Genomic DNA, 24,944 nt, shown 5'->3' on the forward strand with positions numbered 1-24,944 from the left:
TGATTTTAAAGTATAAGATAGAAGAATGAGAGAAGATTATCTCACTGGCGAAAAAGAGCACATGACGCCAGCCGAACGCGATATTGACAAGGCACTCCGTCCGCTTAGTTTCTCGGATTTTACCGGGCAGGCAAAGGTGGTGGAGAACCTGAAAATATTTGTGCAGGCAGCTCGTCGCCGTGGCGAAGCCTTGGACCACGTGTTACTGCACGGACCTCCGGGACTTGGTAAAACGACCTTATCACATATAATTGCCTCAGAGCTGGATTCAGGCATAAAGATGACATCAGGGCCGGTGCTGGACAAGCCAAGCGACTTAGCTGGTTTGCTTACCAACCTCGACCCGAATGATGTACTTTTTATTGATGAGATCCACCGCCTGAACCCTATCGTGGAAGAGTACCTGTACTCGGCGATGGAAGACTATAAGATTGACATCATGCTCGATTCAGGCCCGAATGCGCGTTCTGTACAAATTAGTCTGAACCCATTCACGCTGATTGGTGCTACTACCCGTTCTGGTTTGCTTACTGCGCCACTGCGTGCCCGTTTCAGTATCAACAGCAGACTGGAGTATTATGATGCGGAGTTGTTGACTTCTATTGTGAAACGTTCATCTGCCTTGCTGGGTGCGCCAATACATGAGGATGCAGCTTTCGAGATTGCCCGCCGTAGCCGTGGTACACCGCGTATTGCCAACAACCTGCTGCGCCGTACCCGCGACTTTGCACAGGTAAAAAGCAACGGTACTATTGATGTAGAGATCGCACGTTTTGCCCTGAATGCACTGGATGTGGATCATAATGGTCTGGACGATATGGACAAACGCATCCTTTCCTGCATCATCGATAAGTATAAAGGTGGCCCGGTTGGTATCTCAACTATAGCAACAGCCTGCGGCGAAGAAGCAGAAACCATTGAAGAAGTGTATGAGCCGTTCCTGATTCAGGAAGGTTACATTAAGCGTACTGCCCGTGGCCGTGAAGCTACCGAAGCTGCTTACCGACACTTAGGCAAAATTCCGCCACAGCATGCACAGGCATCAGGTGGTTTGTTTGACCAGGAATAAAGTATAAATTATAGTATAGCAAAAGAGCAGGTGATGAGCCTGCTCTTTTTGTTTATTCTGTTTTCTTGATCTCTGCTATCAACTCTACTTCCAGCACCGATTCAGCATCAAAAAGCCGGGTAATTTCTACCCAGGTGGCGGCAGGATTATGTGTTCCGTAATACTTCTTCCGGATGTCCTTGTGTTTGGTTACAGCCTCAATGTCTTTGGTGAATAAGTTCTCCTTCACTACATGCGTAAAGTCGAGGTTATACTTCTTTAGTGTCAGTTCCAGCGTTTTGTAGACACGTTCCATTGCTTTGTCCATGTCGCCGTTGCCAACTGTACCCGAAATGTAAAGTAGGTTGCCGCTACGGTAAGCCTGCGCGTAATTCCATTCCTTTTCGCCGGGGTGCAGATGGAAAACCTTGCCATTTTTCTCCATTACGCCCTGCGCAAAAGAGCCACATCCTAGTAGCAGGAAGATGAATAGTGGGAATAGTTTTTTCATAGTTATAGGTTTATTTTGTCTGATAACTAAAGTTAATAAAAGTCTTACAATCAGCTATATACTTTGCCTAAGCAGGCTTGCGAAGAACTATACTTTAATGCGGATTTATTTTGATGTAATTTTGTTGCGAAGTATAGCTGCCAAAGTATAAATGGCGGAAAGTATAAAATTGAACAAAGCCCAACACACATATCTTATTAAACAGAAGGCGCAGGAGCTAGGCTTTATGTATTGCGGTATCTCTAAAGCGGATTTCCTGGAAGAGGAAGCGCCACGCCTGGAGAACTGGCTGAAGCAGAACATGCACGGCCAGATGCACTACATGGAGAACCACTTCGATAAGCGCCTGGACCCGCGACTGCTGGTTGATGGTGCTAAATCTGTGGTGTCGCTGCTTCTCAATTATTATCCCGAAGAAAAACAGCCTGAAGAAGATACTTACAAGATATCGAAGTACGCGTACGGCACAGATTACCACTTTGTAATTAAAGACAAGCTGAAAACGCTTCTCGATTTTATTAATGAAAGTATAGGTGAAGTAGGCGGCCGCTGCTTCGTAGATTCTGCGCCGGTGCTGGATAAAGCCTGGGCAAAGAAAAGCGGTTTGGGATGGGTTGGCAAAAACTCGAACCTGATCACGCCGCAGGTAGGCAGCTTTTACTTTATTGCTGAACTTATCATAGACCTAGAACTGGAATATGATGGACCTATAAAAGATTATTGCGGTTCCTGCACCAAATGCCTGGATGCCTGCCCGACCGATGCTATAGTTGCGCCTTACGTAGTTGATGGCAGCAAGTGCATTTCATACTTTACCATCGAGTTGAAAGACCAGCTGCCGCAGGAAATGAACGGTAAGTTTGGTAACTGGGTATTTGGCTGCGATATATGCCAGGATGTGTGCCCCTGGAACCGCTTCAGCAAACCGCACAAGGAACCGGCTTTTGCCCCGCACCCTGACTTAAACAAGATGAAATCTAGCGATTGGCAGGAGCTTACACACGAGGTATTCTCTCAGCTCTTTAAAAAATCGGCAGTAAAACGGACTGGCTACAACGGCTTGTTGCGCAACATTAAGTTTGTGCAGGAAAACCCGGAACAGGATTAAGCTACAGGCTGCATTCTGGTAAATACTTTATTCAGGATATACAGGTATTTGCCAGAAAACTGGTCGTAACACCATTGCTTAAGTTGCTGCAGCTCATCTGCAATAAGAAATTTAAAAGCTTTTCTGAGTTCCTTTTCAAACAGCATTTTGTCGAAGCTAACCTTCTGCAAAATGGTTTTTACATATTCCAACATGTCAGTAAAATAATGAGATCTTTTAGACCAGGTAGTTACTGGGTAATACGTGAACAGGCAGAAAGGTTACAATATTAAAATTGTATATATCTAAATTATTGGTGAAATAATTATATAAAATGGTAAAAGCTCAGAAGCTGGTTTTATCAGCTCCTGAGCTTTAAGTAGATATGTTTTCCAGATATTTAACTAAGCAACTATAAATAAGCTGGCTATATCTAATACTTGTTGCTTGTTCAATGGCTCATCAAAGGCTTCGGTAGCGGCTGCAGAAGAAATATTTCCAGATACTATGTTAACACCAGCCTGGGTTGTTACTTCTTCTCCGTTATAAACAGCCTGTGTTGCTGCCGGCATGCCTGCACCGCGCTCGTTGCCGGTTATCCAGCTTTTTAAACCACGTATGCGGCGTATTTCTGCTGCGTGTCGTGCCTCAACAGAATGTATCTGCAAGGCGGCTGTTAATACTGCATTGCTGCCAACTAAGTTTCCGGCCTGTCCTTTATAGGCTCTTACGCCTGTATCTTCAAAAGCCTGCGCAATAGCCAGGAATACAGCCGGATCGGAGTTCCAGGTAGGGAAATTGCCTTTAGCCGAAAAATCAAAAGTAGGTTTGGTAACAGGTGTTGCATTTAAAGATTTGATAGCATCCTGCAGAAACTTTACGTGGGCAGCTTCGTGCTTGCTTATCTGCTGGATAACAGCTCTGTTCTCTGCCTGCACCGCAGGCGAGGCCAGACCCAAGCGATAAAACTCATCTTCCAGGTACTCCAGCGTAAGCGCAAACTGCAAGGTATCTACAATGGTGTTGCTGGACTGGCCATAAGCTTTCTTGAACATAGAGCCCAAGGCCAGCGGTACGGCAGCGGCTGCTACTTTCATACCAAAACCACTAAAATGCTTGAAGATTGATCTGCGTGAATCCAGGCGCTCGTATACTTCAGGATCAACTTTTTCTATATCCTGTATCAGTTTTAAGATATTCATGGTGCGGTCCTCCTGTTACTTAGGTAAATTGTTAGCGTTAATTTTAGTTTTGATGAATGGAGCAGCCAGCTTCAGTACTTCAGCCGGCGTGCGCGCTACATCAAGGCCATTGGCATCTACTACATCATCCCCTGAAAAATCTTTTGATTTCGGGTTAATAAGGTCGCGGATAGCAGCAGCGTGGCGTGCCTCTACCGATACTATTTTGCCAGCCAGTACCAGGTAATCTAAGCCAACGCCGGTGTCTGTAAACAATTGGCCTGCACCGTTGTAAGCAGAAACACCCAGGTCTTCAAAAGTTTTAGCAGTTGTAAGCACGCTTGTGCGGTCGGCAAAGTTTATTTTGGAGAAATCGGGTTCCAGGGCAGGTATGGCTTTCTGGCCAAGTGCTGCTTTAAAGAATTCGCGGTGCGCTATTTCGTGGTCACGGATATCGGTGAAGAGTTGTGTTTCAGCGGCCGTCATGCCAGAGAATTTAGTAGCCACTACCTGGGTATAGAAAGCTGCTTCAAGTTGCTCCAGCGCATAAGCATAATTCAGTATTCCCACATCACCCGAGCCGAGGTCTACTGCCATCGGGTCTATCATTGTATCATCGTCATCATCGTCGCAACCGGTTGTTAGCAACAGCGTGGTTACAGCTGCGGTGGCGCCTGCATATCTAAAAAACATGCGTCGGTGAATTGGGTTAAGGAGGTGTTTACCCAAGCCGTTTTCCTGTTGGTCAGCTTTCGGTGTTAGTTTTTGCATAATTCCTATAGTTTAAAGGTGTAAGAGATGTACTTTCCATAAGGGCTTCGCCAAAGCCAGAAGCACTTTCGTGAAAAGTAAAAGACCTACGACCAGGCTATAAGACCGGATTGCAGCACTATAAAATAAAGTTCAATTAAGAATAAAAATGCCAGGGTAAAGTTTAGCCGGCGCTAACGAAGTATGAAGGCCGATACCAAGGCCAGGTTTAGCTATCGCGCAATTAAAGTATAAAATTGGAGTTATGCCTGTACGAAATGAGCTTGGTAAGCCCCGGTTAAGTATAAACAAAGTGGAAAGATTAAGTACAAAAAATTGCTAAATTTGCTTTTACACTACTACCTGAAACAGCTTCAGTACCTAATTTATGCGCTCACTTTTGCTTTTTGTTTTTTTGCTGACGATACTGGTGGTGCCGGCAATGGCCCAGCAGGTTAGCATTGAACTGGGTAAAAGTCCGGTGCCCATTAACCAGTACTACACCGTTTCTATTAAGATAAAAGATAAGCCCTTACAGGAGTATACCCCGTTTCCGGAAATAGAAGGTTTTAAAAAGAGTAGCAAATTTTCTACTACAAAAACCATTATAGTGGGCGGGCAAACCTCTACTATACTTACCATTACACAAAACTACGCCGGGCTTAAAGAAGGCGATTTTGTGCTGAAGCCTTTTACCATGAAGGTTAACGGCCAAACGGTGCAATCGGCGGGTACAAGTATAAAAGTGCTGCCAATGGCTGCAGCTACCGCCCAAACACCGGCCACCGAACTGGTAGCCCCTGACGAAGCACCTGAACTGGCAAATGAGCCTCAGCAATATATTGAACAGGCCGATAACGCCTTCCTGACACTTTATACAAATAAAAAGGAAATTTATGTAGGCGAGGGCCTGAATGTGGCGCTATATTTTTATCTGGCCAAGGAAGACCAGCGGCTTTTAGATTTTTATGATTTTGAGAACCAGATAGGTGGAATTTTGCGGCAATTGCAGCAGCCAAATGTGTGGGAAGAGGCTTTTGAGTTTACAGAGATAACGCCTGAAGAAGTAACTATAAAAGATAAAGCATACCTGCGTTTTAAACTGTACGAGGCTGTTCTATACCCTATCAATTTAGAGCCAATCCGGTTTCCGGCATTGTCGCTGAAGATGATAAAGTATAAAGTTGCCAAAAACCCTACGTTGCTGAAGCAGGACCGGCAGGAGGGTTTTAAAACGTTCTTTGCCCGGGAGCGGGAAATAAAAGTGAAAGAGTTGCCGCCGCACCCGTTGCGCGATGTGGTGCCGGTTGGTGTTTATACTTTACGCGAGAACCTTTCTAAGAAGCAGGTGCGTGTAAACAAGAGCTTTTCTTATCTTTTTCAGTTAGAAGGTGAGGGAAACCTGGCTGCTATTATGCCTCCGGTACCTGCTTCCAATGCTGCCCTGGAGCTTTACCCACCTGACCTGCGGCAGGATGTAACACGGCGTGCCGGCAGGGTATTAGGCTCCAAAAGCTTTACATATACCGGGTTGGCAAAAGAACCCGGCACTTATAAATTACAGGATGCCCTGCAATGGATATACTTTAACCCCAATACGGCTACCTATGATACGCTGCAGCCAACACTTGCAGTGCGCGTAACCGGCGAGAGCGACAGCGATGCACTTATACTTTCAAGAGACTTGGGGCCATTTTACAAAATTATTCAGAACGAAGATCACAGGTTGGCAAGCCTTAATCAGTTTGATGTGATAAAGCGCTATACCAACATCATACTCCTGGTGCTGCTGGCAATATCGGCGTTTGTGTTCTTAAAAAAATAAACTATGAGCAATTCTTACGGCAAGCTTTTCAGGATCACGACCTTTGGCGAATCGCATGGCCCGGCGGTTGGCGTAATAGTGGATGGTTGCCCGGCAGGCCTTGATATAAGTATAGATGAAATCCAGGAAGCTCTGGACCGCCGCCGCCCCGGACAATCTGATATAACCACACCACGCAAAGAGGAAGATAAGGTAACTATACTTTCGGGTATTTTTGAAGGCAAGAGTACAGGTACTCCCATTGCCCTGGTGGTAAACAACAAAGACCAGCACAGCCACGATTACAGCCACATAGAGCATGCCTTCAGGCCATCGCATGCCGATTATACTTTTACAGCCAAGTATGGCTTGCGCGATTACCGAGGTGGCGGCCGCAGCTCGGCCCGCGAAACGGTTGCACGGGTAGCAGCCGGAGCACTGGCTGCCAAGCTACTGCAGAAGTATGGCATTAGCATTAAGGCCTTTGTGTCGCAGGTAGGAAGTATAAAATTGCGCAAGCACTACTCCAAACTTAACCTTAACCTGATTGACTCAAATAAAGTACGCTGCCCTGATGGCCAGACTGCTGCCCGCATGATCGGTTTGATAGAAGATGCCCGAAATACGCTGGATACGATAGGTGGTGTAATAACTTGCGTGATCACAGGTGTTCCGGCCGGTCTGGGAGAGCCTGTGTTTGATAAGTTACATGCGGAGTTAGGCAAGGCAATGCTAAGTATAAATGCTGTGAAAGGCTTTGAGTATGGCAGCGGCTTCGAAGGTGTAAAAATGCGCGGCTCCCAGCACAACGACGAGTTTTATACCGATGCACAAGGCAACATCCGGACACGCACCAACTACTCAGGTGGCATACAGGGTGGCATCAGCAATGGTCAGGATATTTACTTTAATGTAGCCTTTAAACCGGTTGCCACTATACTTCAGCCACAGCAAACTATAAACGATGCCGGTGAGGAGGTTATACTTCAAGGCAAAGGCCGCCACGACCCTTGTGTATTACCGCGCGCTGTACCTATAGTAGATGCCATGGCAGCGCTGGTTCTGGCAGATTTTGTGTTGCGCCAGAAAGTGAACAAAGTATAAGTTATAGTTGCTCAAATAAGCACCTTGCACTTTTAAACTTAGCAGTTCTTGTTTATAAGAATATACTTGCACTAGCTATTTGCCAAGCTTGGGAATCATTGGTAAGTATAAAAACAAAGAGCCGCTCCCTGTTATCAGGAACGGCTCTTTTTATAGTTTGAATTCAGATTAGAACAAGTGGAGGTGCACTACCAGGAACCAGATCAGTACCAGTACTGGTAACAGGAACGGAATGGAGTAGCGCACAATGTAGCCGAAAAACGATGGCATTTTTATACCAGCACTTTCTGCAATGGCTTTCACCATAAAGTTAGGGCCGTTACCAATGTAGGTAAAGGCACCAAACAGCACTGATGCCAACGAAATAGCTTCCAGCAGAACCAGCGTAATTGGGTCAGTACCAGTGCCGGTAGCAAACTGTCTTACCTCTACCACACTGTTCTGTGCCATATCATACTTGGCCATAGCCAGCGATAGGAAGTTGGCATAGGTTGGAGCATTATCCAGGAAACCAGACAAAGAACCGGTAGCCCAGTACAGGAAGTTTGGTGTAATGTATTGTGCATATTGCGGAGAAGAAGCGATAGCTGCTGAAAGTTGCAAGGCTGGCATCATGGTAAAGAAAATACCAAAGAACAGGAACACTACTTCCAGGATAGGGTGAAAGCTGAACTGATTACCGGCAAGAGCAGTTTTGCTGGAGTTACGGTAGCAGAAGTATGCTGCAGTCAGCTGTATGATTTCGCGCAGGAAAGAGAATTTATTGCCATCGTAAGCAATGTGCGGCAGGTTCTCTATAACATTCGGATCAAGGAAAATAGCTCCAATAATAATGGCAAGCCAGAACAGGTTGCGCTTTCCTTTAATATAAAATTCAGTATGCTCTTCTATTTTGGCTTTAACTTCCGGGCGTGGCGTATAATCTGTTTTTTTGTTACGGCTGTCTACAATAAAGAACACCAGGCACAGCAAAGCGATAACTACCACCCAGGGTACAATTAAATGCTGAAGTGTCCAGAAGAACGGCACCCCTTTCAGAAAACCGATAAACAGCGGAGGGTCTCCGAGCGGGGTAAGCAAACCACCCGCGTTACTCACTATAAATATAAAAAATACGATCTGGTAAGGCTTTATGCGGTGCAGATTCAAACGTATAAACGGGCGGATCAGTAGAAGCGAAGCACCTGTTGTACCTACTAAATTAGCGAGTACTGCGCCAAGTGCTACCATGGCCACGTTCATGGCCGGAGTTGCGTTAGCGTTAATGTTAACATAAATACCGCCTGCAGCAATGTATAAAGCGCTTAACAGGATAGCAAAAGAAGCATACTCCGCTAGTGTATGTATAGGCATGTGCACATCGTGCAGCACAAAAAGGTAATAAGCCAGCACAGTTAAGCCCAGGCTAACTGCTACTTTTTTATAGTTGTGTTCCCAGAAGTGGCCAAAAAGTACCGGGCCACTGGCGATCATACCTATAAGAATCAGAAACGGGATAATGAGAAATGCAGGGGGCTGATGCTGTACTTGCGCCAGTAAAATTGTAAAATTTAGCATGCGGAATGCAGGGGGTTACTTCTTGTTAAAAATTTAACTGTAACACAAAGTTATACTTTCTGAGTTAAAATGCTATTTAAATAGCTGTTTTAGCCTTTCATAACAAAAGCTAAATACTGCAGTATAAGCCTGTATCCTACTTCTCAGAATTATTAGTTAATTTTGGAAACTTAATAACTAATGCTCAAGTTTTAATTTAAAACCTTGCTATATCATGTTAGAAAATAAAGAAAAAGTGGTTTCGGTTTATGCTGAGGCTAACCCGAATCCCGAGTCTATGAAGCTGGTAATGAACGTGCAACTGTTGCCAGAAGGCCAGAGCGTAGATTACCCAACGCTTGAAAGCGCTATGGAGTCGCCGCTGGCGCAAGAGCTTTTCAACTTCGATTATGTATCAAGAGTATTTATCGCCAATAACTTTGTAACCATTACAAAAGCATCTGAGCTTGAGTGGACAAAACTGATTCCGGAGCTGCGCACTTTCCTTAAGTCTTATATTGAGGCAGGCGGCCCTGTGTTTAATGAAGGTTTTGTGGCTAAAAAGCAGGCTGCAACTACAGAAGGCGATGTTACTGCAACTGCAGAAGATGCTGAGATATCTAAAAAAGTAATTGACCTGTTAGAGAATTATGTGCGTCCGGCTGTTGAGCAGGATGGTGGTAACATCACTTTCAAGTCTTATAAAGATGGCGTAGTAACTGTGCACCTGCAAGGTTCTTGCAGCGGTTGCCCATCTGCTACTGTAACACTTAAAGCCGGTATCGAGAACCTGCTGAAGCGTATGGTACCTGAAGTTACCGAAGTAGTTGCCGATGGCGTGACTATCTAAGACTTTCAAAGTATAAAGTATAAAACAGAAGCCAGCTGCGAGAGTAGCTGGCTTCTGTTGTTTTGAGCAAGTATGAAACTTGAATGGTGGCAGGTCTTTTTGCGTTGCTTTTTATTAACGGAATGCTTTACTGCCAGAAATCACTTATAAACAGAAAAGCCCGAAGCTATTGCCCCGGGCTTTTCTGTTTATGTGCTAAAGCTAATTAGCGAACTTTCTGAGCTGCTGCCTGCGGAGCAGGAGCCGGCTTATTCTCAGCTTTCATGGTATCTACTACAATCGGAGCTGCAATGAACAACGATGAGTAAGTACCGAACAGAATACCGATCAGCATGGCAAGTGAGAAGCCGCGAAGCACTTCACCACCAAATATGAACAATACCAGTACCACCATAAATACGGTTGCAGAAGTAATGATCGTACGGCTGAAAGTATGGATCAGGGCTGGGTTTACTACCTCTCTGATGTGTTTACGTGGATTTTCATCCAGGTACTCACGAATACGGTCAAAGATTACCACGGTATCGTTAATAGAGAAACCAATGATGGTAAGTATAGCTGCAATAAATACCTGGTCCATTTCATAAGAGATACCAAACAGATCAAGTATAGCAAAGATCGCGATGATCATCAGGGAGTCGTGAAGCAAGGCTACCACACCACCCAATGAGAACTGCCAGTTACGGAAGCGGAGCATTACGTAAACGAAGATACCTGCCAGCGCTAATACAAGTGAGATCATGGCTGTGTTCTGGATATCATCTGCCATTGTAGCACCTACCTTAGATGAGCTTAATACTTTAGGGTTCAGGTTGCTGTATTCTCCCAAACCTGCATCTAGGGCTGCTTTTACCTGCTCGTCTGCTTCAACGCTTTCATCATCAGCCAACCAGCTTGTAATTACTTTCATGCGGTTAGATGCACCAAAAGTTTTTACTTCAGTACCAGCTTCCTGGAAGTTATCTACCAACGAAGCACGGATGTCAGAAGCAGGAACTGCTTTATCGAATTCAACTACATAAGAGCGGCCACCTTTAAAGTCAACACCCAGGTTTGGTCCTTTAATAGCCATCGCTACAAAGCCGAACACAAGTATAGCCAGTGAGAATGCATAAGCAGGTTTTTTCCACTTCATTACATCAAACTTCACGTTCTGGAACATTCTCTCGGCTAATGCATTAGAGAACGACAGTTTACCAGCTCTCTTGAAAGTAGATTCAATAAACAGGCGCGAAATAAATACTGATGTAAAGAATGAAGTTACGATACCCAACATCAACGTAATTGCGAAGCCTTTAACCGGACCTGAACCGAAGAAGTAAAGTATAAAACCAGCCAGGAACGTAGTAACGTTGGCATCAAGAATAGTCATGAATGCTTTGTCGTAACCTTTGTTGATTACTTCACGCATGCTCAGGCCTTTTCTGGCTTCTTCACGCATACGTTCGAATATCAATACGTTCGCATCTACGGCCATACCCAGTGTAAGTACGATACCCGCGATACCAGGCAATGTAAGCGCAGCGTTAAACTGGGCAAGTATACCAAGTATAAAGAATACGTTGAATACAAGTGCTAAGTCAGCGATGAAACCACCACGGCTATAGTAAGCGATCATGAACACAACCACGATCAAAAGACCTGCCAGTGTAGAGATCAGACCCTGGTTGATTGCCTCCTGGCCTAGTGACGGACCAACGATAGCTTCCTCAACGATACGTGTTGGAGCCGGCATTTTACCAGCTTTCAGGATGTTAGCTAAGTCTTGTGCTTCTTCAATAGCAAAGTTACCAGAGATAGAAGAGTTACCACCTGTGATTTCGCCTTGTACTACCGGCGCAGAGTATACATAATTATCAAGTACGATCGCAACCTGACGGTTAACGTTGGCACCTGTTAAACGAGCCCATTTCTTAGCACCTGTTGGGTTCATGGTCATGCTGATCTCAGGACGGCCAGTCTGGTCGAAATCCTGGCGTGCATCGTTTACGGCTTCACCTGTAAGAGGAGCTTTTCCGTCACGGCCTTTCTTAATAGCGTAGAACTCTACAAATTCCTGGCGGTTATCACCTGCAATAGGCTTAACACCCCAAAGGAACTTCATGTTAGGAGGGAAGATAGCACGAACCTCAGGGCGTGCAAAAATATCATTGATACGGGCTGTATCGCGCACGTTAGCACCAATACCACCTGGCATTTGCGTGAACAAACGAGCCAGTACGCCAGTCTGAGCGGCTGCAGAATCAACAGCAGGAGTTTCTTTAGTATCAGCTTTTGCAATAGTAGTTGAGTCAGCTTTTGTAGAATCCGAAGCAGCTGCTTTAGCAAGTACGTCTTCAGCAGAATCAGGCTTAGCAGCAGCATTAGCTAGGGCATCACCTTTAGCTTTTGTCTTAACGTTCAGTTTGCCTGCTTTTTCCTGAGTAGTCAGGTACTCATTCAGCTGCATAAAGTATGGCGAGAACTCTTCAGGAGTCCATACTTCCCAAAACTCCAGGTTAGCCATACCTTGTAATAATTTACGTACGCGGTCTGGGTTATCGATACCCGGAAGCTCGATCTGGATACGGCCAGTACCTTTCAGGCGCTGGATGTTTGGCTGGTTTACACCGAATTTATCGATACGTGTGCGCAGAATGTTGAAAGAGCGGTCAATAGCATCTTCCACTTCTTTGTCAATTACCTTCAGTACATCAGCGTTAGAAGATTCGTAGCTGATTTTGCCGCGGTTGGCATTGTTAGAGAAAATGCGGCTCAGGCGTCCGTTAGGCTCTACCTCGCGATAAGCTTCGCCGAAAAGTGTAGTAAAGCTTTCCTGGCTGGTTTTCTGTAACTGCTGCGCGCGTGCCAGTGCTTTCAGGAAATTAGGGTCTTTGCTGTTGCCGGACATAGACTTGATGATCTCGATAGGAGAAACTTCAAGCACCACGTGCATACCGCCTTTAAGGTCAAGACCAAGGCCTAATTCGTTTTCTTTAACCTGCTGGTAAGTCATGCCCATAAATACAGGCTCTTTCCAAACAGAATCCAGGTAGTCTTGCTTTTTGGCATTATCTACATTGCCCTGTGCATCAGTAGCGTAGGCCTCGGCCTTTTTCTGCACATTGTTGGCAACAAACGAAAACGACAGGTAGTACGCGCAAAGCGCCGATACTATTACTGTCAGAACAATAATTAAGGTTTTATTCCGCATTGTTGGTTAAAAATGAATGAAGCGTATAAGTATAATAAATTAAAATCTGCAGGTAACACGGGAGCCGGAAGTATTATATAAACTATGCGAAAGCACAACAGCGTTCCGTACCGTGTTAAAAACTGCTGCGAAAGCAGCTTTCAGTTAAATGAAATAGGAGGGAATTACAGCCTTAAGGGGCGTTTGGCTGTATGGTAACGGGAAATAGCTGGGCTATAAAACTTATGCCGGCAGGCTTGGCTACCATAGCTGGCAGCGGCTCGTCGGTTGGTTGTGCAAAATCAGGGAAAGGAGCCGGTTTAAGGGCCTGGCCTAGGTTAAGGGCTACAAAAGAAGTTGTTGCCTCCAGCGATACTTTCTGCTTTACAACTGTTTTATGCTCCTTTTCAGGGGCAGTTGTCAGTTCAGAAGATGTTTGCTTCGGAGCTGCCTTAGCCGGGTATGTATACGCCACCACTTCCTGGCCATTGAGCATAAGCGCCCAAAGCAGGGTTACGGACATCAGCAGATGCCTGAAGTGATAGTGTATGGTTTTAGCGTTTGGCATGTGTATTTACAAATGTAACGCCTTTCTCGAAAAAATAAAATCCTTAGCGGTTAACTTCTATAAAACGTTTCACATCCTGTTTTTTACCAATAAGAATCAGGATATCAGTTGAATAGATAACGGTATCAGCTTTAGGTACCCCGATAATGTGCTCTACCAGGGTTGGTTTTCCGTCTTGTATCTCCTCAAAAAAACGTTTTATAGTAATCATGTTGAGGTTATACTTCTCGCGCAGCGATATGGCAGCAATGCTTTTATTAGCCACAGCACGTGGCGTATTTATCTCTACAATTTCGTAGTTATCGGGCAGCGGCAGAAAGGTGCGTATACTTGGCTGTAGCAGGCGTTCGGCTACTGTTTTACCAACTTCACCCTCCGGCGACAGGATTTCTTTAACGCCCATTTTCTCAAGTATGCGGCGTTGCTGTTTGTTAGATGCCCTGGTAATAATGCGCTTGATGTTCAGCTCCTGCAGGTTGGCAGTAGTGATTAGCAAAGCTTCAAAATCTTCGCCTATGGCAACTACCACGGCATCTAACTCTTGCAGGTTCTGTGCTTCCAGTGCCCGCAGGTCAGTGGCATCCAGGGCAACGGCGTACGCTACGTCGTCCTTAATATCTTCTACATGGTCTTCATCTACGTCCATGGCCAGCACTTCGGCACCACGTTCTGCAAGGGTACGGGCAATCGAGTTACCGAATACGCCCAGGCCAATAACCGCAAATTTATACTTAACCATTTTTGATCTTCGTGTTTAGGAACGTTGTTAATACATCCAGCCCGCGTTCGAAGTTCTGATTGTTCGGGATAATGATATCAGCATCGTTTTTATAAGGCTTGATGTACTTTTCGTAAGTTGGTGCCACGTGGTGGGTATAACGGTACAATACATCATCCAGGTCGTAGCCGCGCTCTACCTTGTCGCGTACTATGCGGCGCTGCAGTTTAATATACTCTTTTGCATCTATGTATACTTTCAGGTCGAGCAGTTTTGCTATTTGCTCAAAGTAAAAAACAAAGATGCCTTCTACCACAACTATAGGAGCTGGTTTAAACTCCAGTTGCTTGGGTACCACATTTGGGTTGTTAAAAGTATATTCTGTTCTGTAAACGGTTTCGCCCTGGCTCACTTTTAAAACATCGTGTGCGTAGGCTTCGTCGTCTATGCAGGAAGGAAGGTCAAAATTGACAACTCCGTTAAGGTCGCGTGTCTGGTGTTCGCGGTCTTTGTAGTAATTGTCCTGTGAGATAAGGCAGACGTTCTCTGGCGAAAACGACGTGAGTAGCTTATTCAAAAAAGTGGTTTTTCCTGAAGCACTACCTCCTGTAATTCCGACGATATATGGCTTTTGCATTGGGAGTTATAGTTTCAGACTGCAAAATTAAGCTTTTGAGCAGTAATTGACTATACTTGTGCGTGTAAATATTTTATGCGCCTGCCTGGGCTTTCAGAAAGTTAACCAGTTTTCGGATGGCCTGGCCACGATGGCTGATAGCATTTTTTTCGGCTGCGCCCATTTGTGCAAAGGTTTGTTCGTGGCCATCGGGTAAAAATACCGGGTCGTAGCCAAAGCCTTTGTCGCCTTTCCATTCGTGGGTTATAGTTCCGTTCACAATGCCTTCAAACTGATATTCCTGACCGTTTAAGTATAAAGTAACCGAAGTGCGGAAACGTGCTTTGCGGTTTTCAACTCCCTGCAAGCTTTGCAGTAGTTTTGTAATGTTGTCGGAGTCGGAGCGTTGCGGGCCGGCGTATCGTGCCGAGTAAACCCCTGGCGCACCACACAATGCATCTACTTCCAGCCCGGAATCATCAGCAAAGCAATTAACTTTATACTTCTCCCAAACATACTGCGCCTTTTGCCGCGAATTTCCTTCCATAGTATCCTGGTCTTCGGCCAGTTCTTCGTGGCAACCAATGTCTTCTAGGCTCAGCAGTTTATACTTATCCGCAAGCATCTGGCTTACTTCAGCAATTTTATTCTTGTTATTGGTGGCAAAGCAAAGATCGGTCATGGGAGTAGATTGTTAGTTGTTAATTGCTTGTTGCTTTGAAGCAGGTAGTACTTCTGATTATATAAGTGTACTGACTTGGATTATACTTCTGTAAGGGAAGTCTCTCAATATGTAAGGCATTAATACAGATAGCAATCGTTAATTTTGACTTAAGTGTGAATAATTTAACAATCAGCAAATGCAATTAAATCTTAATGCAGATAAGCCGCTACTTCTCCATCCTGTAATACAACCTGTACATGTTCGCGCAGGGTAGTGGCAAGCGAGTAACCGGTATAGGTGGCAGCCACAGGGTACAACGTATGGTGGCGGTTAACCAGGGTAGCTATTTCTATTTTTTTGGGGTTGTGTTGCAGCAATGCGGCTAAAGTAAAGGCCAGCGTTTTGCCGGTGTTCAGTACATCATCTACTATAATTACTACCTTATCGGCTATACTTACCTCAGAAGGGTCTAACTTTACAGGCGTTTCCAGGGGGCTTACTTTATTAAGTGTAACCGTTAGCAATTGCACGTTTATCGGCGAAATACTGCGTAATTGTGTTGTTAGCATCGCAGCAAGTATGGCGCCTTTCTCATGTATACCTGCCAGCACAATGCCCTGTTCCTCTACGTTCTGCTCATAAATTTCATAAGCCATGCGGGTTATTTTCTGCCCGATCTGGTCTTTATTTAAAATGATGCTGTTATTTGCGTGTGTCATGGTATTGATACGTAGGATGTTGGCTTAAGCCGCTGTTAGCTACCGAAGCAAATTTAAACAATATTACAAAGGAGTTGCTATATTTGGCCATCGGCTAAAATAATTTGGTTAATAGCGTTTTAAATTCAGAATTACTTATTATTTTTGCAGTCCGAAGAAGAAATTAAGGTTAATTAACGTTTATAATAATGAAAAAAGGCATTCACCCAGAATACAGAGAGGTGGTATTTCAGGATATGACGAGTGATTTCAAATTTATCACCCGCTCAACCATGACTTCTAGCGAAACTATCACAATGGAAGATGGCAAAGAGTACCCTGTAATCAAAGTGGAAGTTTCTTCTGCTTCTCACCCTTTCTACACTGGTAAAAACATTTTCGTGGATACTGCTGGTCGTGTGGAAAAATTCAACACGCGTTACAAGAAAAAATAAGCGGTTTCTACCGGTTAAAGCGTTTAAATAAAAGTCTTCCTGAGAATATCAGGAAGACTTTTTTATTTTTGTCTTTATGAACATTATCCTCTTCGATGATCCTGCCATCAGGCAGAACCTGTTGCCGCTAACATTTACCCGGCCCGTTTCAGAAATTCGGGTAGGTATACTCACGTTAGCCGAGAAATGGCAGCAGCTCACAAAACAGGCGGTTTCTTCTTTAACACAGAATTACCTGCAGGCGAAGTATGTTTCATATCACGATGTACATAACTGCTATATAAATGGTGCTATCTGCCCCACGCGCGAACTGATAGACCACATGAAAGGCCTGAGTTATGGCGAATCGTATTGGCAGGGCGATACCCTGATCGCTTTTAACGGCGACGGACTGAACATACAGGAAGTTGAAGAGTTGATAAACCTTGCCAAAGACAGCAAGAAACGGGTTTTGGAGGGTGATGTGCCCATGATCCGCAATGTTTGGGAGATATTTGTTTACAATGGCCGTGAGATACGCAACGATTTTGCCTTGCTGACAAAAGACCGTATAAGCCAGCCAGTGAATGATAAATTTACGGCAGTTTACGGCGAGGAAAACATTTTTATAGAAGAAGGCGCTACCATTAAAGCAGCTATACTTAACGCAGAAGGTGGCCCCATTTATATTGGAAAGAATGCGCAGGTGCAGGAGGGAGCTATTATTAGAGGCCCGTTTGCGTTATGCGAAGGCAGCACTATAAATATGGGCGGCAAAATGCGGGCCGATACAACTATTGGCCCATTCAGCAAAGTAGGCGGCGAAATCAGCAATTCGGTTATTTTTGGTTACTCCAATAAAGGGCACGAAGGTTTCTTAGGCAACTCTGTGCTGGGCGAGTGGTGCAACCTCGGAGCAGATACCAATACCTCTAACATGAAGAACAATTATGCTGAGGTGAAGATATGGAACTATGGCAAGAGTGGTTTTAAAGGCACTGGCCTTCAGTTCTGTGGCCTTATTATGGGCGATCATAGCAAATGCGGCATCGATACCATGTTTAATACCGGTACGGTGGTTGGTGTAAGTGCCAATATTTTTGGTTCAGGCTTCCCGCGTAATTTTGTGCCTTCTTTTAGTTGGGGAGGGGCATCTGGCTTCGAAACATACCAGTTGCGCAAAGTATACGAAGTGGCTGAAAAGGTAATGGACCGCCGTAACAAGGTATTAGATGCAACCGAAAAAGCTATACTTGAGGAAGTGTTCAACCAGACACAACAATACAGGGTCTGGGATAAGAAAGTTTAATTGTTGGTTGTTAATTGTCGATTTTCATTTTTGCGGCAATTCATAATTCTTAATTCGTAATTTAAAAACGTGCAGTTTTCACAGATAAAAGGCCATCAGGAAACAAAGCGGTTGCTGACAAACTCGGTGCTACAAAACCATGTGGCGCATGCGCAGCTGTTTTTGGGGCAGGAGGGGAGCGCCAACCTGGCGCTTGCGCTGGCCTATGCTACCTACATAAACTGCGAAGACCGGCAAGCCGATGATTCATGTGGAACATGCGGCAGCTGCGTTAAAATGAACAAACTGGTGCACCCGGATTTTAATTTCGTGATGCCGGTTACAAGCACCAAATCCATTACCAAAGATGTGCTCAGTCAGAAGTTTCTGACAGAGTGGCGCAGCTTTGTACTTGCTAACCCTTATCAGGGGCTAAACGAGTGGATGCAGTTTATAGGCGCCGAGAACAAACAAGGCAATATCTCGAAAGAGGAAAGCCGCCAGTTGGTAAAGCTGGTATCGCTGAAAGCATTTGAGGGAGACTATAAAATTGTACTGATCTGGTTGCCGGAGCTGATGCACCCGTTTGCCGCCAATGCCCTGTTAAAACTACTGGAAGAGCCACCTGCCAAAACGCTGTTCCTACTGGTGTCGCAGTCTGCTGAAAAGCTGCTGGCAACTATAACCTCGCGTACCCAGATCGTGCAGGTGCGGGCTTTTACAGAAGAGGAAATTATTTCTTACCTGGAAGAAAAGTATAATACCGAGAAAACCACTGCCTACCAGATTGCCCAGTTAGCTGATGGTAGTTTAAATGCCGCGGCTAAGCTTACAAGCGAGATCAGCAGCGATTATTTTACGCTTTTCCTTACCTGGATGCGCAATTGCTACACCCGTAAGTTTAACGAGCTGGTAGATATGAGCGAGGATTTTCAGAAGCTGGGCCGCGAGAACCAGAAAAACTTCCTGCTATACGCGCTTAACCTTTTCCGGAAAGTAACACTTTATGGCGTAGATGCCTCTTTAATTACGTACCTGCCGCCAAACGAGCTCGACTTCGTTCAGAAATTCTCTAAGGTAATTACGCAGGACAATGCTGGCCAGCTGGCCGAAGAACTTAACCAGGCACACTACCACATAGAGCGCAACGCCAACCCTAAAATGGTATTTGTAGACAGCTCTATTCAAATTGCCGGCTACCTGCGCGGCAACAACTAAGATATTTATGCAGACAGAATCAACTTTACAAACTATACGCATAGGCACACGCGGCAGCAAATTGGCGCTGTGGCAGGCAAACACCGTTGCCGATAAATTAACATCGGCAGGTTTTGCTACCGAAATTGTGATCATCAGCACCAAAGGCGACCAGGTACTGGATAAATCGCTGGATAAGATTGGGGCAAAAGGCGTTTTTACCGAAGAACTGGAAGAAAGCCTGCGTGATGGAAGTATAGAAATTGCGGTACACAGCGCTAAAGATGTGCAGTCTACTATACCTGCCGACCTGGAACTGGTGGCTTTTATGGAGCGCGAGAAAGTGAACGACGTTATACTTTCTTTTAACCCCGATTTTAAACTGGAACGCGATACAAAAGCTGTGATAGGTACATCATCTACACGCCGCAGGGCTTTGCTTAAAAACTATTACCCGAACATAACTACGGCGGAGTCGCGCGGAAACCTGCAAACACGCCTGAAAAAGCTGGAAGATGGCCAGTTTGATGTGCTGATGCTGGCTTATGCCGGTGTGGTTAGAATGGGTTATGATAACCTGATTGTGCATACTTTCCCTGAAAATGAATTTGTGCCGGCTGCCGGCCAGGGAAGTGTAGCTATTGAGTGCGCCAGAAGTTTGTCTGTTGATCTGAAAAAAGCTTTAAAAGCTGCCCTCGATCATGAAGATACACACGTTTGCCTGCTGGCCGAGCGCGCTTTCCTGCGCACTATGGAAGGCGGCTGCAGCATACCTTCGTTTGCGCTGGCAACTTTAACAGAAACTGGTGTAAGTATAAATGGCGGTATCGTAAGTCTGGATGGGCAGATACTGTTGCAGGAAACCTTGATTGGTGCTAACGCACAAGCAGAAGCTATTGGCGAGCAACTGGCCAGATCTATACTTGCCAAAGGCGGTGCAGAGATACTTAAAAATATAAAAGAGCAGCGCGCAGAAGTATAATAGCAGCAGCAACTTGCTCCGGAGTCCCTGGGTTTATGCTTAAACAAAGTATAAACCCAGGGATTTTTGTTTTGGTATATGCACTGGCAAAAGTTGTTTAAAAACAGCTAAAACCTGCTTGAATTTGGAATAGAGCGAAAAAATGGGAAACTTAAAGTCCGTTTTATATAAACCTGAGATATGTTTAAGAAGCAAAGTATAAAGCACCTGGTGTTATCGGCGGCTTTTGTAGTGTTGGCTCCGGCTATAGTATCTGCACAAAAAGCGCCTAAAGGCAAAGATCAGCTTGTTACCATTTCCACGCCGCAAGGCGACATGAAGCTGGTGCTGTTTGATGATACCCCGAAGCATAAAGCCAATTTCCTGAAGCTTGCCAAGGAAGGCTTTTACGATAATACTACCTTCCACCGCATTATAGACAGCTTTATGATACAGGGCGGCGACCCAAACACTAAAGACGACAACCCGCGCAACGATGGTGCAGGCAACCCGGGTTATACTATACCGGCCGAAATTCTGCCAAAGTATAAGCACAAACGTGGCGCTGTAGCTGCCGCACGTATGGGCGACCACATGAACCCGGAGCGCGAATCAAGCGGATCGCAGTTTTATATTGTGGAGAACCACGATGGCACACCCATGCTGGACGAAGCTTATACTGTTTTCGGACAGGTAGTAGATGGATTGGATGTGATAGATAAAATAGCCGAACAACCTAAAGATGGCCGCGACCGCCCGCTTTCTGACATCAAGATGAAAGTGAAAGTGGAGGAGGTAAAAAAGAAAAAGATCGCTAAGAAATACAACTATACTTACAGCAACTAACAAACGCTGCTTATTACTATGAAGAAAATACTGATTACAGGCTCAAACGGCTTGCTGGGGCAAAAGCTTGCCAAATTGTTGCTGCCACGTACCGATATAGAACTGCTGGCTACCAGCCGCGGGCAAAATAAACTGGCTTCTGTATTTCCGGCGCTGCCTTTTGCCTCAATGGATGTAACCGATAAAGCGCAGGTTGATGCAGTAGTTGCTGAATTCAGGCCGACGCATATTATTCATACAGCCGCCATGACCAACGTGGATGAATGCGAAACCAACCGCGAAGGCTGCCTGAAACTGAACGTTGAAGCGGTACAAAACCTTGTGGATGCCTGCGAAAAGTATAATGTGCACCTCATTCATCTATCCACTGACTTTATTTTTGACGGCGAAGACGGCCCTTATAACGAAGAAGCAGTAGCAAACCCGATCAGCTTTTACGGCGAAAGCAAACGTCTTGCTGAAGAGATTGTAAAGAGCTCAACCTGCAAGTGGGCTATACTGCGCACAGTGCTGGTGTATGGCGTAGTGCACGATTATGGCCGCACCAACATTGTGCTGTGGGTGCGCGATAGCCTGCGGGCCGGCAAAGTAATTAAAGTAGTCACCGATCAGTTCAGAACGCCAACGCTGGCCGAAGATCTGGCGATGGGTTGCTGGCTGGCTGTAGAAAAAGATGCCGAGGGTATCTTTAATATATCTGGCAAAGAAATGCTAACGCCTTACGATATGGCCCTGCAGGTAGCTGATTATTTTGATCTGGATAAATCGCTGATTGATAAAGCTGACCATACTACCTTTTCGCAGCCTGCCAAACGCCCGCCCCGCACCGGTTTTGATATTACGAAGGCCGAAACATACCTCGGATATAAGCCTCATACTTTCCAGCAAGGTATAAAAATAGTGGCAGAGCAGGCCGAAGTATACGGTTAAAACCTGATTTTTTGCAGTTACAACAAGGTGCTGTATAGTATAAAAACAGTATTTTATGTGCGCCTGTAAAAGCAATTTCCTATATTAGAAGTTTAATACCAAACTACACCTAACTAAACCTAAACTAAACGCATTAATTTTTACCCTTATTTATGAGTGCTAACAAAGAATCCTGGGGCTCGCGCGTGGGTCTCATTTTGGCCATGGCCGGTAACGCCGTCGGTCTCGGAAACTTTCTGAGGTTTCCGGTACAGGCAGTACAAAATGGCGGTGGTGCCTTTATTATCCCTTACCTGGTTTGCTTTTTAGTAATGGGCATACCGCTCCTTTGGATTGAGTGGTCTATGGGCCGTTTCGGAGGAAAATTCGGTCACCACTCCACACCATTCATCCTGGATGCAATGGATAAAAGACGTTTTTGGAAGTATATCGGGGTATTCGGTATCTGGACAAACATTGCCGTAGCAGCTTATTATTGCTACCTCGAGTCCTGGACGCTTTCGTACGTAATGCACTCACTGATGGGCTCTTTCAACGGCCTCGACCAGAATGGTGTAGCGGAGTTCTTTAACCACTACGTAAACCTGGACACTTCTACAACCGGTATACCATACGAACCAATCGTATTCTTCGTGATCTGCTTACTGTTAAACACCTGGATTCTTTCTCAGGGGCTGGCAGCGGGTGTTGAGCGAGTTGCTAAAATAGGTATGCCGTTGCTTATAATTTTCGGTATTTTCCTGGCTTACAAAGGCTTTACAATTACTGCCGGTGAGCAGGGCGCTATTAACGATAGCTCTGTTGGCTTAAACTTCCTCTGGACTCCGAACTATGACCAGCTATGGTCGCCGAGCGTATGGTTGGCAGCTGCCGGTCAGATCTTCTTTACCTTATCAGTAGGTATGGGTACAATTCATTGCTATGCTTCTTATGTCCGTTCTAAAGATGATATTGCGCTTAACGCCATGTCTGCCGGTTGGATGAATGAGTTTGTGGAAGTAGTGCTGGGTGGTGCTATTCTTATTCCTATCTCTATCGGTTACCTGGGTATCGACCGTGTAACTGAACTGGTACAATTGGGTGGTCTGGGCCTTGGTTTTAAAACATTGCCATACCTGTTTGCACAGTGGGGGCCTACATTAGCTGCTATCTCTGGTGTTATGTGGTTTGGCCTGTTGTTCTTTGCCGGTATAACCTCATCGCTGGCAATGGGTACGCCGTGGATCGGATTCCTGCAGGACGAGTTTAACTGGAGACGCAAACCAGCTGCCTGGTCTTTTGGTTTGATTGTGTTCCTGCTGGGTATGCCAACCGTACTATACTTTAACTATGGCGTTTTTGATGAGTATGATTACTGGGCCGGTACGGTATCGCTGGTAGTGTTTGCCTTGCTGGAGTCTGTGCTGTTTGCATGGGTATTTGGTATGAACAAAGGCTGGCGCGAGATTACATCCGGATCTGATATAAAAGTACCGAACATCTATAAGTTCATCATCAAGTTTGTAACGCCGCTGCTGTTGCTGTGGGTGTTTATTGGTTCGCTTATCACGCCAAAAGGTGGCGATTGGGGAGCAGCCCTGAGCGGAAACTGGGAACTGGATAATGGCTCTATCATCAAGAAACTGGCGAACAGCGGTTTGAAAGAACAATTAGCTGCCGCCACAGATCCTGCACAGATCTCGCACCTGGAAGAAACCATGTTCTTTGTAAACGCTTCGCGCGCATTGCTTGCCCTTGTATTCCTGAGCCTTGCGCTGCTGGTTTACATTGCTTATAAAAAACGAGTTAGAGAAGGAAGAATTTAATCTTATGAATACGTCTGCACTTATTATCATGCTTACCACCTTAACACTGGTAACCGGATTAACGTTATACTTCTTCGCCAGGGTTTTAAAGACTCCACCAAAGCCGGAGCCTGACTCGTACCTCGACAACGACGACGAGCTTGGCCGCCAGGCTTTATAGTTACCCAGACTGAATGAATAAAATAAAGCGCATTATACGCCGGTACTTTGGTTTTTCGCAACGCGAGGTAAACGGGTTTTTGCTGCTTATACTTCTAATGGTGCTGCTTACGGCAGCACCATTTTTATTTTCTATACTTTACCAGCCAGATGCAAGTAAACATACTGCCGCCTCAGACCAGCGCATGTTAGACAGCCTGGTGGCGCAACTCGAAGCGAGGCAGCCGGAAAAAGGCTACCGGAGTAAGTATAATTTCCCTGCAGTTGCATTGCATCCGTTTAACCCGAACGAGCTTACTGTGGAGCAGTGGCAGGCATTAGGGTTGCCAAAATACATGGCACAGCGCATACTCAACTACCGCAATAAAGTAGGCGATTTTACTTACAAAGCTGAATTAGGTAAGATTTATGGGTTGCCGGATTCCACATTCAGAAAGCTGTACCCCTACATACAATTGCCTGAAGACCGGCCATCAAAGTATAAAACCGGCCAGGCTTACGTGAGCAACACCACACGCCCTGCCTGGAACAATAACCGCTACCCGCGAGAAAAATTTATACTTGCACCCTTCGACATTAACACCGCCGATACTACCAAACTGAAACAGATACGCGGTATTGGCAGCAAACTATCGGCTCGTATTATTAAGTACAGAGATAAGCTAGGAGGTTTTCATAGTATGGCGCAGCTGAAGGAAGTATATGGCCTGCAACCTGATGTGGTAGATAGCTTAGTAAAGTATAGCTACGTGCGGGCTGCACAGGCAAGTATAAACGGGCTTTCTCTGAATAAAGCTACTGTAGAACAACTGAATGCACACCCCTATATTTCACCGAATGTAGCGAGGGCCATTGTAGCTTACCGGCAACAGCACGGCGAGTATAAAGCGCTGGAAGAAGTGCGAAATGTAAAGATCGTGTCGCAGGAGTTGTATGATAAACTGAAGCCTTACCTGGTGTTGTAAGTATAAATCTAGAGGGAAATCTTTTTGAAAATGCTTCTGCCAGTAAAGAAGA

The 24,944-nt window shown here is 45.3% G+C and carries 25 protein-coding genes; 14 read left to right on the plus strand and 11 right to left on the minus strand.

From position 1 onward, the window contains the following. Positions 1-25 precede the first annotated feature (25 nt). Positions 26-1,069 carry a Holliday junction branch migration DNA helicase RuvB gene (gene ruvB, locus LWP20_RS03755; protein ID WP_242926769.1) on the plus strand — a complete coding sequence of 348 codons (1,044 nt, stop codon included), beginning with the start codon at positions 26-28 and terminating at the stop codon, positions 1,067-1,069. A gap of 52 nt (positions 1,070-1,121) precedes the next feature. Here the strand turns inward: ruvB and LWP20_RS03760 are convergent, their stop codons facing one another. Beyond that, positions 1,122-1,559 carry a RidA family protein gene (locus LWP20_RS03760; RefSeq protein ID WP_242926770.1) on the minus strand — a complete coding sequence of 146 codons (438 nt, stop codon included), beginning with the start codon at positions 1,557-1,559 and terminating at the stop codon, positions 1,122-1,124. A gap of 151 nt (positions 1,560-1,710) precedes the next feature. On the opposite strand from LWP20_RS03760, the gene queG reads away from it, so the two are divergent. Next, complete coding sequence (queG, locus tag LWP20_RS03765) at positions 1,711-2,667, plus strand: tRNA epoxyqueuosine(34) reductase QueG (RefSeq protein ID WP_242926771.1); 957 nt, start codon at positions 1,711-1,713, stop codon at positions 2,665-2,667. On the opposite strand, the gene LWP20_RS03770 is transcribed toward queG, so the two are convergent. From LWP20_RS03770 to LWP20_RS03780, 3 genes are all read right to left on the minus strand, one after another. Then, complete coding sequence (locus LWP20_RS03770) at positions 2,664-2,861, minus strand: hypothetical protein (RefSeq protein WP_242926772.1); 198 nt, start codon at positions 2,859-2,861, stop codon at positions 2,664-2,666. The genes queG and LWP20_RS03770 overlap by 4 nt on opposite strands. Before the next feature lie 189 nt (positions 2,862-3,050). Next, positions 3,051-3,848, minus strand: coding sequence for a ferritin-like domain-containing protein (locus tag LWP20_RS03775; RefSeq protein WP_242926773.1), 798 nt, complete (start codon positions 3,846-3,848; stop codon positions 3,051-3,053). 15 nt (positions 3,849-3,863) lie between these two features. Further along, positions 3,864-4,598, minus strand: coding sequence for a ferritin-like domain-containing protein (locus LWP20_RS03780; RefSeq protein ID WP_437179395.1), 735 nt, complete (start codon positions 4,596-4,598; stop codon positions 3,864-3,866). Positions 4,599-4,965: 367 nt separating this feature from the next. On the opposite strand from LWP20_RS03780, the gene LWP20_RS03785 reads away from it, so the two are divergent. Both LWP20_RS03785 and aroC read left to right on the plus strand, forming a co-directional pair. Further along, on the plus strand, positions 4,966-6,402 hold the full coding sequence (locus LWP20_RS03785; protein ID WP_242926774.1) for a BatD family protein: 1,437 nt from the start codon (positions 4,966-4,968) through the stop codon (positions 6,400-6,402). Between the two features lie 3 nt (positions 6,403-6,405). Next, entirely contained in the window at positions 6,406-7,485 is a 1,080-nt protein-coding gene (gene aroC, locus LWP20_RS03790; protein WP_242926775.1) for a chorismate synthase, read from the plus strand. Positions 7,486-7,653: 168 nt separating this feature from the next. On the opposite strand, the gene LWP20_RS03795 is transcribed toward aroC, so the two are convergent. Beyond that, the gene (locus LWP20_RS03795; RefSeq protein ID WP_242926776.1) at positions 7,654-9,042 is read right to left on the minus strand and encodes a sodium:proton antiporter; all 1,389 of its coding nucleotides are present in this window, start codon (positions 9,040-9,042) and stop codon (positions 7,654-7,656) included. 214 nt (positions 9,043-9,256) lie between these two features. Between LWP20_RS03795 and LWP20_RS03800 the strand changes: the two genes are divergently transcribed. Next, the gene (locus tag LWP20_RS03800) at positions 9,257-9,871 is read left to right on the plus strand and encodes a NifU family protein (RefSeq protein WP_242926777.1); all 615 of its coding nucleotides are present in this window, start codon (positions 9,257-9,259) and stop codon (positions 9,869-9,871) included. Between the two features lie 205 nt (positions 9,872-10,076). Here the strand turns inward: LWP20_RS03800 and secDF are convergent, their stop codons facing one another. From secDF to LWP20_RS03830, 6 genes are all read right to left on the minus strand, one after another. Further along, positions 10,077-13,064, minus strand: coding sequence for a protein translocase subunit SecDF (gene secDF / locus LWP20_RS03805; protein WP_242926778.1), 2,988 nt, complete (start codon positions 13,062-13,064; stop codon positions 10,077-10,079). 172 nt (positions 13,065-13,236) lie between these two features. Beyond that, on the minus strand, positions 13,237-13,611 hold the full coding sequence (locus LWP20_RS03810) for an RNA methyltransferase (protein ID WP_242926779.1): 375 nt from the start codon (positions 13,609-13,611) through the stop codon (positions 13,237-13,239). Positions 13,612-13,654: 43 nt separating this feature from the next. After that, the gene (locus tag LWP20_RS03815; protein WP_242926780.1) at positions 13,655-14,350 is read right to left on the minus strand and encodes a potassium channel family protein; all 696 of its coding nucleotides are present in this window, start codon (positions 14,348-14,350) and stop codon (positions 13,655-13,657) included. Continuing rightward, complete coding sequence (gene udk / locus LWP20_RS03820) at positions 14,343-14,966, minus strand: uridine kinase (RefSeq protein WP_242926781.1); 624 nt, start codon at positions 14,964-14,966, stop codon at positions 14,343-14,345. The genes LWP20_RS03815 and udk overlap by 8 nt, the downstream gene beginning before the upstream one ends. Positions 14,967-15,039: 73 nt before the next feature. Beyond that, positions 15,040-15,627 (minus strand): non-canonical purine NTP diphosphatase, encoded by a 588-nt coding sequence (locus tag LWP20_RS03825; RefSeq protein ID WP_242926782.1) that lies wholly within the window; start codon positions 15,625-15,627, stop codon positions 15,040-15,042. Positions 15,628-15,818: 191 nt separating this feature from the next. Then, positions 15,819-16,328, minus strand: a complete 510-nt coding sequence (locus tag LWP20_RS03830; RefSeq protein WP_242926783.1) for a phosphoribosyltransferase family protein — start codon at positions 16,326-16,328, stop codon at positions 15,819-15,821. Between the two features lie 188 nt (positions 16,329-16,516). Here LWP20_RS03830 and LWP20_RS03835 point away from each other — a divergent pair, with 188 nt between their 5' ends. The 9 genes from LWP20_RS03835 to LWP20_RS03875 all read left to right on the plus strand — a co-directional run bounded on the left by LWP20_RS03835 (position 16,517) and on the right by LWP20_RS03875 (position 24,892). Then, positions 16,517-16,762: a type B 50S ribosomal protein L31 gene (locus LWP20_RS03835; RefSeq protein WP_242926784.1), complete on the plus strand. Its 246-nt coding sequence runs from the start codon at positions 16,517-16,519 to the stop codon at positions 16,760-16,762. A 76-nt stretch (positions 16,763-16,838) separates the two neighbouring features. Next, positions 16,839-18,050, plus strand: a complete 1,212-nt coding sequence (locus LWP20_RS03840) for a GlmU family protein (RefSeq protein ID WP_242926785.1) — start codon at positions 16,839-16,841, stop codon at positions 18,048-18,050. A gap of 69 nt (positions 18,051-18,119) precedes the next feature. Then, positions 18,120-19,247, plus strand: coding sequence for a DNA polymerase III subunit (locus LWP20_RS03845; RefSeq protein ID WP_242926786.1), 1,128 nt, complete (start codon positions 18,120-18,122; stop codon positions 19,245-19,247). A gap of 7 nt (positions 19,248-19,254) precedes the next feature. After that, complete coding sequence (hemC, locus tag LWP20_RS03850) at positions 19,255-20,208, plus strand: hydroxymethylbilane synthase (protein ID WP_242926787.1); 954 nt, start codon at positions 19,255-19,257, stop codon at positions 20,206-20,208. Between the two features lie 180 nt (positions 20,209-20,388). Further along, positions 20,389-21,033, plus strand: coding sequence for a peptidylprolyl isomerase (locus LWP20_RS03855; RefSeq protein WP_242926788.1), 645 nt, complete (start codon positions 20,389-20,391; stop codon positions 21,031-21,033). Between the two features lie 18 nt (positions 21,034-21,051). After that, positions 21,052-21,963: an SDR family oxidoreductase gene (locus tag LWP20_RS03860; protein WP_242926789.1), complete on the plus strand. Its 912-nt coding sequence runs from the start codon at positions 21,052-21,054 to the stop codon at positions 21,961-21,963. Positions 21,964-22,115: 152 nt separating this feature from the next. Then, a complete protein-coding gene (locus LWP20_RS03865; protein ID WP_242926790.1) occupies positions 22,116-23,768 on the plus strand; it encodes a sodium-dependent transporter in 1,653 nt (550 codons plus the stop codon). Positions 23,769-23,772: 4 nt separating this feature from the next. Continuing rightward, positions 23,773-23,928 carry a hypothetical protein gene (locus LWP20_RS03870; protein ID WP_242926791.1) on the plus strand — a complete coding sequence of 52 codons (156 nt, stop codon included), beginning with the start codon at positions 23,773-23,775 and terminating at the stop codon, positions 23,926-23,928. Positions 23,929-23,941: 13 nt separating this feature from the next. Then, a complete protein-coding gene (locus tag LWP20_RS03875; RefSeq protein WP_242926792.1) occupies positions 23,942-24,892 on the plus strand; it encodes a ComEA family DNA-binding protein in 951 nt (316 codons plus the stop codon). Positions 24,893-24,944 lie beyond the last annotated feature (52 nt).

It is taken from the genome of Pontibacter vulgaris, assembly GCF_022758145.1.
Lineage (GTDB): Bacteria > Bacteroidota > Bacteroidia > Cytophagales > Hymenobacteraceae > Pontibacter > Pontibacter vulgaris.